Annotated in this window: 12 protein-coding genes and 1 tRNA gene; 7 read left to right on the forward strand and 6 right to left on the reverse strand. The window is 72.6% G+C overall.

The window, feature by feature from the left end:
* Positions 1-2 precede the first annotated feature (2 nt).
* The 5 genes from ispD (at position 3) to ACIHCM_RS22425 (ending at position 5,649) form a co-directional block, all read left to right on the forward strand.
* Positions 3-755, forward strand: coding sequence for a 2-C-methyl-D-erythritol 4-phosphate cytidylyltransferase (gene ispD, locus ACIHCM_RS22405; RefSeq protein ID WP_399898464.1), 753 nt, complete (start codon positions 3-5; stop codon positions 753-755).
* Positions 745-1,236 (forward strand): 2-C-methyl-D-erythritol 2,4-cyclodiphosphate synthase, encoded by a 492-nt coding sequence (gene ispF / locus ACIHCM_RS22410; RefSeq protein WP_399898466.1) that lies wholly within the window; start codon positions 745-747, stop codon positions 1,234-1,236. Before ispD ends, ispF begins: the two co-directional genes overlap by 11 nt.
* Before the next feature lie 85 nt (positions 1,237-1,321).
* Positions 1,322-2,722: a cysteine--tRNA ligase gene (cysS, locus tag ACIHCM_RS22415; protein ID WP_399898468.1), complete on the forward strand. Its 1,401-nt coding sequence runs from the start codon at positions 1,322-1,324 to the stop codon at positions 2,720-2,722.
* Positions 2,723-2,867: 145 nt separating this feature from the next.
* The gene (gene rlmB / locus ACIHCM_RS22420; RefSeq protein WP_399898470.1) at positions 2,868-3,809 is read left to right on the forward strand and encodes a 23S rRNA (guanosine(2251)-2'-O)-methyltransferase RlmB; all 942 of its coding nucleotides are present in this window, start codon (positions 2,868-2,870) and stop codon (positions 3,807-3,809) included.
* 118 nt (positions 3,810-3,927) lie between these two features.
* The gene (locus ACIHCM_RS22425) at positions 3,928-5,649 is read left to right on the forward strand and encodes a DoxX family protein (protein WP_399898472.1); all 1,722 of its coding nucleotides are present in this window, start codon (positions 3,928-3,930) and stop codon (positions 5,647-5,649) included.
* A gap of 133 nt (positions 5,650-5,782) precedes the next feature.
* On the opposite strand, the gene ACIHCM_RS22430 is transcribed toward ACIHCM_RS22425, so the two are convergent.
* From ACIHCM_RS22430 to ACIHCM_RS22440, 3 genes are all read right to left on the reverse strand, one after another.
* Positions 5,783-6,514 (reverse strand): NDP-sugar synthase, encoded by a 732-nt coding sequence (locus ACIHCM_RS22430; protein WP_399898474.1) that lies wholly within the window; start codon positions 6,512-6,514, stop codon positions 5,783-5,785.
* Between the two features lie 565 nt (positions 6,515-7,079).
* Complete coding sequence (locus tag ACIHCM_RS22435) at positions 7,080-7,535, reverse strand: hypothetical protein (RefSeq protein ID WP_399898476.1); 456 nt, start codon at positions 7,533-7,535, stop codon at positions 7,080-7,082.
* A 237-nt stretch (positions 7,536-7,772) separates the two neighbouring features.
* Entirely contained in the window at positions 7,773-8,861 is a 1,089-nt protein-coding gene (locus ACIHCM_RS22440) for an ABC transporter ATP-binding protein (RefSeq protein ID WP_399898478.1), read from the reverse strand.
* Positions 8,862-9,075: 214 nt separating this feature from the next.
* On the opposite strand from ACIHCM_RS22440, the gene ACIHCM_RS22445 reads away from it, so the two are divergent.
* Positions 9,076-9,149 (forward strand) — tRNA-Thr (locus ACIHCM_RS22445).
* A 59-nt stretch (positions 9,150-9,208) separates the two neighbouring features.
* Here ACIHCM_RS22445 and ACIHCM_RS22450 read toward each other — a convergent pair.
* Positions 9,209-10,615 (reverse strand): NAD(P)/FAD-dependent oxidoreductase, encoded by a 1,407-nt coding sequence (locus ACIHCM_RS22450; protein WP_399898480.1) that lies wholly within the window; start codon positions 10,613-10,615, stop codon positions 9,209-9,211.
* A gap of 218 nt (positions 10,616-10,833) precedes the next feature.
* On the opposite strand from ACIHCM_RS22450, the gene ACIHCM_RS22455 reads away from it, so the two are divergent.
* The gene (locus ACIHCM_RS22455) at positions 10,834-11,679 is read left to right on the forward strand and encodes an aminoglycoside phosphotransferase family protein (RefSeq protein WP_399898806.1); all 846 of its coding nucleotides are present in this window, start codon (positions 10,834-10,836) and stop codon (positions 11,677-11,679) included.
* Positions 11,680-11,804: 125 nt separating this feature from the next.
* On the opposite strand, the gene ACIHCM_RS22460 is transcribed toward ACIHCM_RS22455, so the two are convergent.
* Together ACIHCM_RS22460 and ACIHCM_RS22465 are read right to left on the reverse strand one after the other, a co-directional pair.
* Complete coding sequence (locus ACIHCM_RS22460) at positions 11,805-13,307, reverse strand: MFS transporter (RefSeq protein WP_399898482.1); 1,503 nt, start codon at positions 13,305-13,307, stop codon at positions 11,805-11,807.
* Positions 13,308-13,371: 64 nt separating this feature from the next.
* Positions 13,372-14,343 (reverse strand): zinc-binding dehydrogenase, encoded by a 972-nt coding sequence (locus ACIHCM_RS22465; RefSeq protein ID WP_399898484.1) that lies wholly within the window; start codon positions 14,341-14,343, stop codon positions 13,372-13,374.
* Between the last annotated feature and the right edge of the window lie 19 nt (positions 14,344-14,362).

A 14,362-nucleotide genomic window follows, 5' to 3' on the forward strand; every position in this document is an offset into this window, starting at 1 on the left:
CGATGTCTGACGTTTCGCGCCCTTCGCCCGCAGGAGTCCGTACCGCTGCGGTCATCCCGGCCGCCGGCCGAGGCGTACGCCTCGGTCCGGGAGCCCCCAAAGCGCTCCGCGCGCTGAACGGCACGCCCATGCTCATCCACGCCGTACGCGCGCTGGCCGCATCCCGTGCCGTCTCCCTCGTGGTCGTCGTCGCCCCGCCCGACGGCGCCGCCGAGGTCAAGTCCCTGCTCGACGCGCACGCCCTGCCCGAGCGCACCGACTTCCTGGTCGTCCCCGGCGGCGAGTCGAGGCAGGAGTCGGTCAAGCTCGGCCTCGACGCGCTGCCGCCCGGCTACGACATCGTGCTGGTGCACGACGCCGCCCGCCCGCTCGTCCCGGTCGACACCGTCGACGCGGTGATCGAGGCGGTCCGCGACGGCGCGCCCGCGGTGGTGCCGGCGCTGCCGCTGGCGGACACCGTCAAGGAGGTCGAGCCCGCGCGGACGCCCGGCGAGCCGGAGCCCGTGCTGGCCACGCCGGAGCGGGCGCGGCTGCGCGCCGTGCAGACCCCGCAGGGTTTCGACCGCGAGACACTGCTGCGGGCGCACGGGACCGTCACGAGCGACGTCACCGACGACGCCGGCATGGTCGAGCAGCTCGGCGAACGCGTCGTCGTCGTGCCGGGGCACGAAGAGGCGTTCAAGGTCACCCGCCCGCTGGACCTGGTGCTCGCCGAGGCGGTCCTCGCCCGCAGGAGGCTCAACGATGGCTTCTGAGGCACCGCTCCCGCAGGTCGGCATCGGCACCGACATCCACGCCTTCGAGGAGGGCCGCGAGCTGTGGTGCGCCGGCCTGAGATGGGAGGACGCGGGGCCCGGTCTTGCCGGGCACTCCGACGCCGACGTCGTGGCGCACGCCGCGTGCAACGCGCTGTTCTCCGCTGCCGGGCTCGGCGACCTGGGACAGCACTTCGGCACCGGACGGCCGGAGTGGTCCGGGGCCTCGGGCGTGGCGCTGCTCACCGAGGCCGCCCGGATCGTGCGCGCGGCGGGGTTCCGGATCGGCAACGTCGCGGTGCAGGTCGTCGGCCCCCGTCCGAAGATCGGCAAGCGCCGGGACGAGGCCCAGAAGGTGCTCTCCGAGGCGGCCGGCGCCCCGGTCTCCGTCTCCGGCGCCACCACGGACGGGCTCGGCTTCCCCGGCCGCGGCGAAGGTCTGATGGCGGTGGCCACGGCACTGGTGGTGCGCAGCGGCTGAGGCCGGCCCGAAGGGCATGTGACGAACAGGCGCCCTTGTCCACAAGGGGCACGAGGCATAGCTCCCGGCCCACTACCCTGGAGTGGTGACCATTCGCCTGTACGACACCAGCGCCCGGCAGATCCGTGACTTCTCCCCGCTTCAGCCGGGTTGTGTCTCGATCTACCTGTGCGGTGCCACCGTGCAGGCGGCCCCGCACATCGGGCACATCCGCTCCGGACTCAACTTCGACATCCTGCGCCGCTGGTTCGAGTACCGCGGCTACGACGTGACGTTCGTCCGCAACGTCACCGACATCGACGACAAGATCATCTGGAAGGCGGGCGAGCAGAACCGCCCCTGGTGGTCCATCGGGTACGAGAACGAGCGCGCGTTCGACGACGGTTACCGCGCGCTCGGCTGCCTGCCGCCGACGTACGAGCCGCGCGCCACCGGCCACATCACCGAGATGGTCGAGATGATGCGCGGCCTCATCGAGCGCGGGCACGCCTACGAGGCCGACGGCAGCGTCTACTTCGACGTGCGGTCCTGGCCGGACTACCTGGAGCTGTCCCGGCAGGACCTGGACGAGATGCGCCAGCCCGCCGAGGACGGCATCACCGGCAAGCGCGACCCGCGCGACTTCGCCATGTGGAAGGCCTCCAAGCCCGGCGAGCCCGACTGGGAGACGCCGTGGGGCCGTGGGCGCCCCGGCTGGCACCTGGAGTGCTCGGCCATGGCGCACAAGTACCTGGGCAGTGCCTTCGACATCCACGGCGGCGGCCTGGACCTGATCTTCCCGCACCACGAGAACGAGATCGCCCAGGCCAAGGCCTTCGGCGACGACTTCGCCCAGTACTGGCTGCACAACGCCTGGGTCACCATGAGCGGCGAGAAGATGTCCAAGTCGCTGGGCAACTCGGTGCTGGTGTCGGAGATGGTCAAGCAGTGGCGGCCGATCGTGCTGCGGTACTACCTCGGCACGCCGCACTACCGCTCGACCATCGAGTACAGCGAGGAGGCCCTGCGCGAGGCCGAGTCCGCGTTCGCGCGGATCGAGGGGTTCGTGCAGCGCGTGGTGGAGCTGGCCGGCGGTCCGGTCGACCCCGCCACCGAGGTGCCGCCCGCCTTCGCCGAGGCGATGGACGACGACCTCGGAGTGCCGCAGGCTCTCGCGGTCGTGCACAACACGGTCCGGCAGGGCAACAGCGCCCTGGCCGCCGACGACAAGGAGTCCGCGGTCGCCCGCCTCGCCGAGGTGCGCGCCATGCTCGGCGTCCTCGGCCTGGACCCGCTGGACGCACACTGGGCGGGCGAGGGCGACCGCAGCGAGGATCTGCACGGCGTGGTCGACAGCCTCGTACGCCTCGTCCTGGACCAGCGTGAGGCGGCCCGCGCCCGTAAGGACTGGGGCACCGCGGACGCCATCCGCGACCAGCTCAAGCAGTCCGGCCTCGTCATCGAGGACAGCCCGCAGGGGCCCCGCTGGAGTCTCGGCTCGCGCTGAGCGGCGGCCCGAGGCGGGAGCCGAGGTGACGAGCTGCAGGCAGGAGCCGACGCGAGAGCCGAGGTTCCGGCACCACGGTGTGCCGCTCGCGGATCCGGGCGGCACACTTCATAGACGTACGTACGCACCCACAGACAGGTAGATCATGGCCGCGAACAACCGCCGCATGTCCGGCAAGAAGGGCGCGCAGGTCGGCAGCGGCGGCAAGCGGCGCCGGTCCCTCGAGGGCAAGGGGCCGACGCCCCCCGCCGAGATGCGCAAGGGCCACGCCAAGCAGCGTGCCGCCGCCGCCAAGGTGCGGCGCACGCAGGGGCGTCCGCAGCAGCGGCGCGCCGGTGGCAAGGGGACGTCCGAGCTGGTCGTCGGGCGCAACCCGGTCTTCGAGGCGCTCCGCGACGGGGTGCCCGCCAGCACGCTGTACGTCCAGCAGTTCATCGACAGCGACGAGCGGGTCCGCGAAGCGCTCCAGCTCGCGGCCGAGCGCGGCGGCATCAACCTCATGGAGGCGCCGCGCCCCGAGCTCGACCGGATGACGAACGGGCTCAACCACCAGGGCCTCGTCCTCCAGGTGCCGCCGTACGAGTACGCCCACCCCGAGGACCTGGCCGACGCGGCCGCCGACGGGGGCGAGGACCCGCTGATCGTCGCCCTGGACGGGGTGACCGACCCGCGCAACCTCGGCGCGGTCGTGCGGTCCGTCTCCGCGTTCGGCGGCCACGGTGTCGTCGTGCCCGAGCGGCGCGCGGCCGGTATGACCGCCGGCGCCTGGAAGACGTCCGCCGGTGCGGCCGCCCGTACGCCGGTCGCGCGCGCCACCAACCTCACGCGCGCGCTGGAGGCGTACAAGAAGGCCGGGATCGTCGTGGTCGGGCTCGCCGCCGACGGCGAGGTCGAACTCGGGGAGCTCGAAGCCCTGGGAGGGCCGGTCGTCATCGTGGTCGGCAGCGAGGGCAAGGGCCTTTCGCGGCTGGTCGGCGAGACGTGCGACTACCGGGTGCGGATTCCGATGCCGGGTGGCGCGGAGTCGCTCAACGCCGGTGTGGCGGCGGGGATCGTGCTGTACGAGGCGGCGCGGCGGCGGGCCTGAACAAGCGTTCGTCATAGTCACCCACTCGGGGTGTTCCGGGCGGTCCGGGCAAGCTTGACGCGGTCCGGACAGATCCGGCGGGTCAAAGCAGTGTCCTAAACACACGTCACTCGGTTAGATGAGTGTGGACACCAGAACACCCCGCACACCCACGGGGGACCGTTCGTCGGGATTCGACGACGCTCCCGCGCTGAGCATGGTGAAGGTGCCGAGCGACCCGGCGCAGATCATCGTCAATCACGCCAGCTTCCGCGTGCAGTTGGGCACTTCCTCGCGCCGCGCCCAGTCGCCGCGGGTCGCACGGTACTTGAGCGCCACCGAGGACGCCGCCCGCATGCCGGTCGTCGGGACGGCGGGCAGAGCGACCCAGGCCGGCGACGCCCGCCGCCGCCCGGTCGTGTGGAGCGGCCGGTCCGCTCCCGACGACACCGGCGCCCACCGCCTGCTCCAGGCTGTGCGCGGTGCGGGCGTCCGCCACCCGGAGGAGGCGTCCGCGGACGCCGGAGCCACCCAGGTCATCCCGCGCGTCGACGCCGGCCCCGGATACGGCCGCTACGAGGGCTACGACGGTTACGACGGCTACGGCGACCTCGACCAGACCGTCGAGACCCCCGTGGTCGGCGCCCAGCGCACCCCGGAGGGCCTCGGTACGCGACTGCTGCCGGCCATGCGGACCGTCGAGGGCGCGTACGACGCACCCCCCGCCTACGCCGGGGAGCGTTTCGACGGCGGCTACGCCGACGACGTCGACGAGGATGCCGGCCTGGACGACGAGGACGCCGAGCCGCGCTCCCGGCGGCACGGCGAGGATCCGGCGCGGCACGCCTACTTCCCCGGCCGCCGGATGAACCTCGGTGTCGTCCTGCTACCGCTGCGCGTCTTCCTCGGCGCCATCTCCGTCTACGCCGGCATGGGCAAGCTCTGCGACCCCGTCTACTTCGACGGCGGCGACCGCGGCTCCATGGTCAAGTGGCTCAACACCCTGCATCCCTGGGAAGTCGCCGAGCCCTTGCGCCAGTTCGCGCTCCAGCACCCGGTCGGCTCCGGCCTCGTGATCGCCTTCGCGCAGGTCATCGTGGGCGTGCTCACGGTCCTGGGCTGCTGGCAGCGGGTCGCCGCGGTCGGCGGTGCGCTGCTCTCCGCCGCGCTGCTCGTCACCGTCAGCTGGAAGAGCGTCCCCGTCTACGACGCCCCCGACATCATCTACCTCGCCGCCTGGTCGCCGCTGATCATCGCCGGGGCGCCCGTCTACTCGGTCGACGGGCGGCTGGCCGGGCTCGCCTGGCGGCGGCTGGGCCCCCGCTCCGACATCTGGGAGCTGCGGCGGTACGTGCTGCGCCGGGGCGCCCTCGTCACCGCGATCGTCACCGGGATCACGCTGCTGGTGGGCTCACTGCTCGGTGGCGCGGTGCGGGACTCCGACCGGGTCGTCGTCCCGGGGCCCGGCGAGGCGCCGCGCAACGAACTGCCCGGTTCGCCGCTGCCCTCCACGCCCGGTGAACGCCGGCAGAGCAGCACGCCGTCGGCCTCGGCCGGCTCGCCTACGCAGGGCGCGACCTCGGCCGCGCCCACCGCGGGCGCGGCGACCACGCCGGGTGCGACCCGCGAATCCGGGACGGCGACCGGCGGCTCGCCCAGCCAGACGCAGGGTCCGGCGGGGCAGGCGCCACCGCAGCAGACGTCCCCCGTCGAAGAGGCTCCGAGCACCAGCAGCGGTCCCACGTCCGGGGGCGGCGGCAGCGGCTCGACGGGCGGTTCGGGATCCACGGGCGGTACGGGGTCCGGCGAGGAGGAGTCGTCCGCCGGGCAGCCCGGGCTGGTCGGGGGGCTGTTGGGCTAGACCGTTTCCTCGGTACGACGACGGGGCCCCGCCTGTGTGAGCGCGGGGCCCCTTCGTCGTGCCGTTGCGCCGTCGTGCTGTCGTGCTGTCGTGCTGTCGTGCGTGAGCGGCGGGGCCTGCGAGGGTCCTGCGCTCAACGGCCCAGCGCGGCCAGTTCCTTCGCTGCCTCCGTGAGGTCCTTCGCGGTGTCGATGGCGCGCCAGTACGCGCCCTGGGGGAGCGGGAAGCCGGCCAGGCGGTGTTCACGGGCCAGGTGCGGGAACGTGGTGCGCTCGTGGTCGCCGCGCTCGGGGAGCATCCCGGCGAACTCCGGCGAGAAGACGTACACGCCCGCGTTGACCTCGTACGTCGTCGGCGGGGCCTCGATGAAGTCCGTGATGTGGCCGAAGCCGTCCGTCTGCACCGCGCCCCAGGGGATGCGGGGGCGGGCCAGGGCGAGGGTCGCTATGGCGTCGCGCTCGGTGTGGAAGTCGGCCATGTCGCGCAGCGAGAAGCGGGTCCAGATGTCGCCGTTGGTGGCGTACCAGGGGCGGTCCGGGTGGGGGAGCTGGGCGGCGGCGTACTTCAGGCCGCCACCCCGGCCGAGGGGTTCCGACTCGACGACGGTGGTGACGCGGACCGGCAGGTCGGCGGAGTCCAGCCACTCCTGCAGGACCTCGGCGAGGTGGCCGCAGCTGACCACGACGTCGGTGACGCCCTCCTCGGCGAGCCAGTTGAGCTGGTGGCCGATGATCGGCGTGCCCGTGCCGGGGATCTCGACCATCGGCTTGGGACGGTCGTCGGTGTAGGGGCGCAGCCGGGAGCCCTGGCCTCCGGCCAGGATGACGGCCTGGACGGGACGCGAGGCGGCGTTCGGATCGGTCATGCCCGGCACTGTACGCGGCACCGGCCAGGGTGATTCCGGGGGCCTGGGGGGTGGGGGACGCGGTGGCCGAGGGGTGGGTCCTGGGGGCCGGTGGTGGCGGGGGGCGCGGTGGCCGAGGGGGTGCGCCCCGGGGGCCGGGGGTCGTGGGGGCCGGGTGGTCGGAGGGGCGGTCGCCGGGCCCTGAGGGGGGCGGTCATCGGAGGGGCGGTGCTCCGGGCCGGTGGCGGTGGAGGGGCGGTGCTCCGGGCCGGTGGCGGTGGAGGGGTGGCTGGGCGGGCGTGGTGTGGCGGAGGGGGCTGTCACACCGGCCGGTGGGGCGGGCGTGGAGCCCTGCGGTGGCGGAGGGAGCTGTTACACGGGTCGGTGGTCGCGGGGCGTCGGCTGGATGGACGCGGACGGGCGGACGGGCGAGCGGTTTCGCTGCCCTGCGGTGGTGCGGGGCGTGGCGGGTCTGTGGGTGAGGTGGCTCATGGGGTGGACTGCGTCGGGCTGTGGTGGCGCGTGGGAGCCCCGCCGGTGGCCCGGGGGCCGGAGCGGGGCTCCAGGTCGCTCTGGTGCTCGTGGGTCAGCCGTGGGCGGCCAGGACGCCCGAGGCGAACGAGGTGTCGCAAACGGGGCGGGAGTAGGACTGGGCGCGCGTCGGGCCGTAGATACGGACCGCGGCCTGCCCGAGGGCGCGGGCGATCGAGGCGCAGTGGCGGGCCAGCGAGGGGCGCTCGTCCACCGCCTGCTGGAGGTGGGTGAGGGCGGTGCCCGGGTTGGTCTCCTGGAGCTCGGTGAGGAGCTGGTCGCGCAGCACCTCGTGAGGTGCGCGGTGCGCCGTGCGGGCGTGGGGTCCGGAGGCCGAGACGTCTGCTGCGGTGAGCACCGAGCTCTCGGGATCTCCCGACCAGTTGACCCGCGTGACGGCGAGCGTCCCGGAGAGCACCAGGACGACGGGCAGAACGAGGGCGAGTGAGCGGCCGATCCGGCGGGCGGGGCCCTGGCCGCGTCGCGTCAGTGAGGTGGTGGAGTGCTTCACGCGAGTGAGGGTAGCGCCCGGTAATGATTTGGCGACATTTGGTCACCGGTACGGGTGACGAAGAGACGGCTTTTTCTGAGTGCGAGGTTGACGCACGCTGCTCGAAATGGCCCAGTGTGCCGGGGTATTTGTCGACACGAAAAGGGGCCCCGCGGCCATGCTGCGGGGCCCGATTCGTCAACCTGGGTGAATTACCCGGGTTGGGTGTTTCCGTCGGCCGGTCGACCGGCAGGCGGCTCAGTCGGAGAGGCGCGCACCCGTCGACGTCGAGAAGACGTGCGTCTCACCGGAGCGCGGCACGACGTTCAGCGTGCTGCCCTTCTCCGGGACGTCGCGGCCGTTGACGCGGACCACCAGGTCCTTGGCGGTGTCGCCGAGCTGGGCGGTGCCGTAGACGTAGGCGTCGGCGCCGAGCTCCTCGACGACGTTCACCGTGATCGCGAGGCCTTGCTCGGCCTCCGCGCCGGCCACGTCGAAGTGCTCGGGACGGACGCCGACGGTGACCGTCTTGTCGGTGGTGGCGGACAGGGCGTCCCGGTCGACCGGCACGACGCTCTTGCCGAACTTCACACCGCCGTCGGCGATCGGCACCTCGACGAGGTTCATCGCGGGGGAGCCGATGAAGCCGGCGACGAAGAGGTTCGCCGGGCGGTCGTACATGTTGCGCGGGGAGTCGACCTGCTGGAGCAGACCGTCCTTCAGCACGGCCACCCGGTCGCCCATGGTCATGGCCTCGACCTGGTCGTGGGTGACGTAGACCGTGGTGATGCCGAGGCGGCGCTGCAGCGAGGCGATCTGCGTACGGGTGGAGACGCGGAGCTTGGCGTCCAGGTTGGACAGCGGCTCGTCCATGAGGAAGACCTGCGGCTCACGCACGATCGCGCGGCCCATGGCGACACGCTGGCGCTGACCACCGGAGAGCGCCTTCGGCTTGCGGTCCAGGTACTCGGTGAGGTCGAGGATCTTCGCGGCCTCCTCGACCTTCTGCCGGATCTCCGCCTTGTTGACGCCGGCGATCTTGAGCGCGAAGCCCATGTTGTCGGCGACGGTCATGTGCGGGTAGAGCGCGTAGTTCTGGAACACCATGGCGATGTCCCGGTCCTTCGGCGGCAGGTGCGTGACGTCGCGGTCGCCGATGCGGATGGCGCCGGAGTTCACGTCCTCCAAGCCGGCCAGCATCCGCAGGGAGGTGGACTTGCCGCAGCCGGACGGGCCGACCAGAACGAGGAACTCTCCGTCCTCGATCTCGATGTCGAGTGCGTCGACGGCGGGCTTGTCGGAACCCGGGTAGATCCGGGTCGCCTTGTCGAACGAGACAGTGGCCATGGTGAATGGGCCCCCTTCTACCGGCAGGAACGTGCCGGACGATCCGTTGTAGGAAGGTGGTGTAGTCCACACGCGTGAACTGCGTGAGGACGGTACCCCGCGTTCACGTGTTCTGTCAGTACCCCAGCCCCTGTGAACTTCGCGGGAATTTTCGACAGGGAGGGCGTGGGAGCTGGGTACACTGCACGGGCACGCCGCCCACGCGCGCGTGCAGGCCTCCTTAGCTCAGCTGGTCAGAGCGCCGCTCTTGTAAAGCGAAGGTCGTCGGTTCGAATCCGACAGGGGGCTCTTGGTGTGACGTGCGTCGACGCCCCCGTGATCATGGATCGCGCGGGCGTGCCCCGGGCTCAGTGGCGTCCTGCCACCCGGTCCGCCAGCTGGGCCAGTCGGGACGGCTCGGCGCTGTGGGTGGTGAGTTCGCGGCGGTCGGCGGTGCGGTAGGTGGCGTACATGCCGTGGACGCCCAGCCAGCGCAGGGGTTCCGGTTCCCACTTGCGGACCTTGTGGTCGACCCAGGGCAGGTCCGTCAGTTCCGTGCGGGTGCCCTGGCCGGAGTCGAGCTGGACCAGGTCGCGCAGGGTGCGGGCGGCGAGGTTGGCGGTGGCGACGCCGGAGCCGACGTAGCCGCCCGCCCAGCCGAGGCCCGTGGCGCGGTCCAGGGTGACGGTGGCGCACCAGTCGCGGGGTACGCCGAGGACACCCGACCAGGCGTGCTCGATCCGGACGCCGGTCAGGGCCGGGAAGAAGCGCTCCAGGATCTCCCGCAGGGCCGCGACCGTCGCGTCCTGGGTACGGCCGTCGTTGTCGGTGCGGGAGCCGAAGCGGTACGGCACACCGCGGCCGCCGAGCGCGATCCTGCCGTCGGCGGTGCGCTGGGCGTACATGTAGGCGTGGGCCATGTCGCCGAGCGTCTCGCGGCCCTCCCAGCCCACCTTCTCCCACTGTTCCCCGGTGAGCGGCTCGGTCGCGATCATCGAGGAGTTCATGGGCAGCCAGGTGCGCCTGAAGCCCTTCAGGGACGCTGTGAAGCCCTCCGTGCAGCGCAGCACGTAGGGCGCGCGGACGGTGCCGTACGGGGTGACCGCGTGCTGCGGGCGGATCTCCGTCACCGGCGTCGCCTCGTGGATGGTCACACCGAGGGCCTCCACGGTCCGCGCCAGGCCGGTCACCAGTTTCACCGGGTGGATCCGGGCCCCGTGCGGTGTCCAGGAGGAGCCGACCGCGCCGGCCACCCTGATCCGTTCCGCGGTCGCGCGGGCGCCGTACAGCTCGCGGTCCTTCTCGCCGTACGACAACTCGTGCGCGTGGAACGCCTTCAGACGGGCCAGCTGGGCGGGCGTGCAGGCGACTTCCAGGACGCCGCCCTTGTGGATGCCGGCCTCGATGCCCGCCTCGCCGGCGGCCCTGATGACCTCGTCCACGGTGTCGTTCATGGCCCGCTGAAGGCGTACGGCGGCCTCGTGGCCGTGCACGCGCGCGTACCGGTCGCGGCCCGCGATGCCGTTGTACAGCCAGCCGCCGTTGCGGCCGGAGGCGCCGTAGCCGCAGAACTTCTGCTCCAGGACGGTGACCCGCAGGAAGGGCGCGGCCTTCTTCAGGTAGTACGCCGTCCACAGCCCCGTGTAGCCGCCGCCGACGATCACGACGTCCGCGGAGGCGTCGCCGGAGAGGGGCTCCCGGGGGACGGGGAAGCCTTCCTGGGCAAACCAGAAGGAGACGCCGCCGTTCACCACGCCGCTTGCCGAGCTGCTCATGGCCGGGACGTTACCCGTGGTCTCGGGAGCTGTCTCCTTCGGATTTCGTCGTTCTGTGGGCCGGTCGGCACTCGAAGCGTGCGCAAGGCCCCGGGAGACGTGGTGCGGTGGAATGGGGGCGGAGCGGTTCGGCGGAATGGGGTCGAAGCGGTCGCCGGTCCGTCCGTAGGGTCTTCTCCGTGATCGATGTTCCCGAGGAACTGGCCGCGTCCCAGGCGATGTACAACGGCGAGGAGGGCAGCGCCTTCGTCGCCGGGCTGCCGCGGCTGGTGGCCGCCTTCCTGGAGCGCTGGGAGCTGCGGATCGAGGGTCCCTCGATGTACGGCGTGTCCGCGCTGGTCCTGCCCGTGGTCCGGGCGGACGGCACGCGCGCGGTGCTGAAGCTGCAGCTGCTCGACGAGGAGAGCGTGGGCGAGCCCGTCGCCCTGCGGGTGTGGGACGGCGACGGGGCGGTACGGCTGCTGGACCACGACCCGGAGACCGGCACGATGCTCCTCGAACGCCTCGACCCCGCCCGGATGCTGTCCCACCTGCCCGACTCCCACGAGGCCGTGCTGGTCATCGCCCGGCTGCTGGCCCACCTGACCTCCGGCCCGGCCCCGGCCGGCATGCGCAGGCTCGGTGACATCGCGCGGGCGATGCTGGAGCAGACCCCCTGGGCGCTGGAGCGGGTCCCGGATCCGCAGGCCCGCCGCCTGATCGCCGACTGCGCCGCCGCCGTACGGGAGGTCGTGGACGAGCCGGGGGACCGTCTGCTGCACTGGGACCTGCACTTCGAGAACGTCCTCGCCTCCGACCGCGCTCCCTGGCTCGCCATCGACCCCAAGCCGCTGGCCGGCGACCCCGGCTTCGACCTGCTGCCCGCCATCGACAACCGGTTCGACGCCGGTGAGGTCCGCCGCCGGTTCGACGCCATGACGGACGTGATCGGGCTGGAACGCGCGCGTGCGCGCGCATGGACCCTCGGGCGCGTGCTCCAGAACTGCCTGTGGGAGATCGAGGACGGCCGGCCCGTGCAGGCCGAGCAGCTGGAGATCGCGCGGCGGCTGCGGGGCCGGGTGTGAGCGCGAGTGGGGGCGAGTGACGCCGTCCTGCTGACAGACGGGCGCCGGCCGGGACAGAGCCGCGGCGGCCATGGCCGGCGGTCGGCCGGTTGCCTCGGGGGGCGGTGCGCGGCCGTGGACGGCGGCTAGCCCGCGGCCTCCGGAACCGGTGCCTTCGGCGCCGCCGCGTGCTTGGGGGCCCGTGCCGTCACCATCAGGGCCGTGACCAGGCCCGCCATGAGCATCAGGCCGGCAGCGCACCACAGGGCGACCGTGTAGCCGTGGACGACGGCCTCGCGGGCCACCTCCGCGGGTTCGGCGGACCGGGTGAGTTGGGCGGTGAGGAAGGCGGCGGTGCTGGTGTTGGCGATGGTGTTCAGCAGGGCCGTACCGATGGAACCGCCCACTTGCTGCGAGGTGTTGAGGGTCGCCGAGGTGACGCCCGAGTCCTGCGGGGCGACGCCCGCCGTCACCGTGGCGAACACCGGCATGTAGGTCAGGCCCATGCCGAGGCCCACCAGGATCAGGCCGGGCAGGATGTCGACGACGTAGGAGGAGTCCACGGTGAGCTGGGTGAGCAGCACCATGCCGGACGCGGACAGGAACATCCCCGGGGCCATCATGGTGCGGGGCGGCACGTGCTGGAGCAGGCGGCCCGCGATCTGGGTGGAGCCGATGACGGTCGCGGCGGTGATGGGCACGAAGGCGAGGCCGCTCCACGCCGGCGAGTAGCCGAGGACGACCTGGAAGTAGTAGGTCATGAAGAGGAACAGGCCGAACATCCCCATGATGGCCAGCATCATCGTCAGATAGCAGCCCGCGCGGTTGCGGTCCCTGACGATGTGCAGCGGGAGCAGCGGCAGCGGTGCCCGGGTCTGCCACCACACGAAGGCCGCCAGCAGCGCGACGCCCGCCGCGAGCAGTCCGAGGACGGACAGGTGGGCCCAGCCGTGGGACTCGGCCTCGCTGAAGCCGTAGACCAGCGCGACCAGTCCGCCGCAGCCGAGCAGTACGCCGGGCACGTCGAGGCGGGCGCCCGGCCGCCCGGGCCGGTCGCGCAGGACGGTGAAGGCGCCGAGCAGCGCGAGCAACGCGATGGGGGTGTTGACGTACAGGCACCAGCGCCAGTTGAGGTACTCCGTGAGCACCCCGCCCACGATGAAGCCCATGGCGGAGCCGCTGCCCGCAAGAGCGCCGAAGATGCCGAAGGCCTTGCCGCGCTCCTTGGGGTCGGTGAACGTCGTGGCGAGCAGGCTCAGCGCGGACGGGGCGAGCACGGCCGCGAACGCGCCCTGAAGGGCGCGGGCGCCGAACAGCATCCCCGGTGTGACGGCGGCGCCGCCCAGCGCGGAGGCGGCGGCGAAGCCGATCAGCCCGATGGCGAACGTGCGCCTGCGGCCGATCAGGTCGGCGATCCGCCCGCCGAGCAGCAGCAGGCCGCCGAAGGCGAGGGTGTACGCGGTGATCACCCACTGGCGGTTGCCGTCGGACATCCCGAGTTCTTCCTGGGCCGACGGCAGCGCGATGTTCACGATCGTCGAGTCGAGGACGACCATCAGCTGGGCGAGGGCGATCACCACCAGCCCCCACCAGCGGTGGGGGTCGGCATCGGCGGAAGCCCTGGGGTCTCCGGTCCTAGGCGCGGTCATTCGGACAGAAGACCATGAATCAGGGCGTACCTCCCGTGATGCCACGCCCCACCCGGTCAGGTCTTTACGGTTCCAGGACCACCTTGCCGGTCGTGTCGCGGTTCTCCAGCGCCCGGTGTGCGGCGGCGGCCTCGGTGAGCGGGAAGCGGTGGACCGCGGGGGTCAGCCGGCCCGCGGCTGCCTCGGCGAGAGACCGCAGCTCCAGGGTGCGCAGGGGATTCGGGCCGCCCGCCTTCTCCAGCATCGGTGGGCCGAGCACCTGCACCGTGACGCCTTCGACGACGAGCGGTCCGCCGCCCCGGATGCCCTCGGCGGACCAGCCGAAGACGACGTGTCTGCCGCCGGGGGCGAGCAGCCGTACGGCCGTACGGGCGATGTCGCCGCCGACCCCGTCGTAGACGATCGTGACCTTGCCGTCGTACGCCCGGACCTGTTCCGGCCAGGCGGGGTCCCGGTAGTCGACGGCGAGATCGGCGCCGTTCGCGGCGACCCGCCGCGTCTTGTCCGGGCCGCCGGCCAGGCCGATGACGGTGGCGCCCGCGTTCCTGGCGTACTGCACGAGGAGGGTGCCGAGGCCCCCGGCGGCGGCCGGGATCACGACCACGTCGCCCGGGCCCGGCTCGGCGAACTGCACGATGCCCATCGCCGTACGCCCTGTGCCGATCATGGCGACCGCCTCGGCGAAGTCGAGGCCCGCCGGGATCTCGTGCAGGCGGTCGGTGTCGGTGACCGCGAGTTCGGCGTAGCCGCCGGGGACGAAGCCCAGGTGCGCGACGACGCGCTTGCCGAGCCAGGACTCGTCGGTGCCCTCGCCGAGCGAGTCGACGACTCCGGCGACCTCGCGGCCGGGGACGGTGGGCAGGGCCGGCGCGGGGCCCGGCCCGGCGTGGCCCGCGCGGATCGCCGCGTCGAGCAGGTGTACGCCGGCGGCCGCGACGGCGACACGGACCTGGCCGGGACCCGGTACGGGGTCCTCGACCTCCTCGGCCACGAGGTTCTCTGCGGGTCCGAAGGCGTGGAGGCGGATGGCGTGCATGGGTCCCCCTGTGACTGGT

It is taken from the genome of Streptomyces sp. NPDC052023 (assembly GCF_044548465.1).
Lineage (GTDB): Bacteria > Actinomycetota > Actinomycetes > Streptomycetales > Streptomycetaceae > Streptomyces.

Bases quoted from the DNA above. Each gene is read 5' to 3' on its own strand.
- ACIHCM_RS22455 (WP_399898806.1), top strand. From the start codon at position 10,834: ATGTACAACGGCGAGGAGGGCAGCGCCTTCGTCGCCGGGCTGCCGCGG.
- ACIHCM_RS22430 (WP_399898474.1), bottom strand. From the start codon at position 6,514: ATGACCGATCCGAACGCCGCCTCGCGTCCCGTCCAGGCCGTCATCCTG.
- ACIHCM_RS22465 (WP_399898484.1), bottom strand. From the start codon at position 14,343: ATGCACGCCATCCGCCTCCACGCCTTCGGACCCGCAGAGAACCTCGTG.
- ACIHCM_RS22440 (WP_399898478.1), bottom strand. From the start codon at position 8,861: ATGGCCACTGTCTCGTTCGACAAGGCGACCCGGATCTACCCGGGTTCC.
- ispD (WP_399898464.1), top strand. From the start codon at position 3: ATGTCTGACGTTTCGCGCCCTTCGCCCGCAGGAGTCCGTACCGCTGCG.
- ACIHCM_RS22425 (WP_399898472.1), top strand. From the start codon at position 3,928: ATGAGTGTGGACACCAGAACACCCCGCACACCCACGGGGGACCGTTCG.
- ACIHCM_RS22450 (WP_399898480.1), bottom strand. From the start codon at position 10,615: ATGAGCAGCTCGGCAAGCGGCGTGGTGAACGGCGGCGTCTCCTTCTGG.
- ACIHCM_RS22460 (WP_399898482.1), bottom strand. From the start codon at position 13,307: ATGACCGCGCCTAGGACCGGAGACCCCAGGGCTTCCGCCGATGCCGAC.
- rlmB (WP_399898470.1), top strand. From the start codon at position 2,868: ATGGCCGCGAACAACCGCCGCATGTCCGGCAAGAAGGGCGCGCAGGTC.
- ispF (WP_399898466.1), top strand. From the start codon at position 745: ATGGCTTCTGAGGCACCGCTCCCGCAGGTCGGCATCGGCACCGACATC.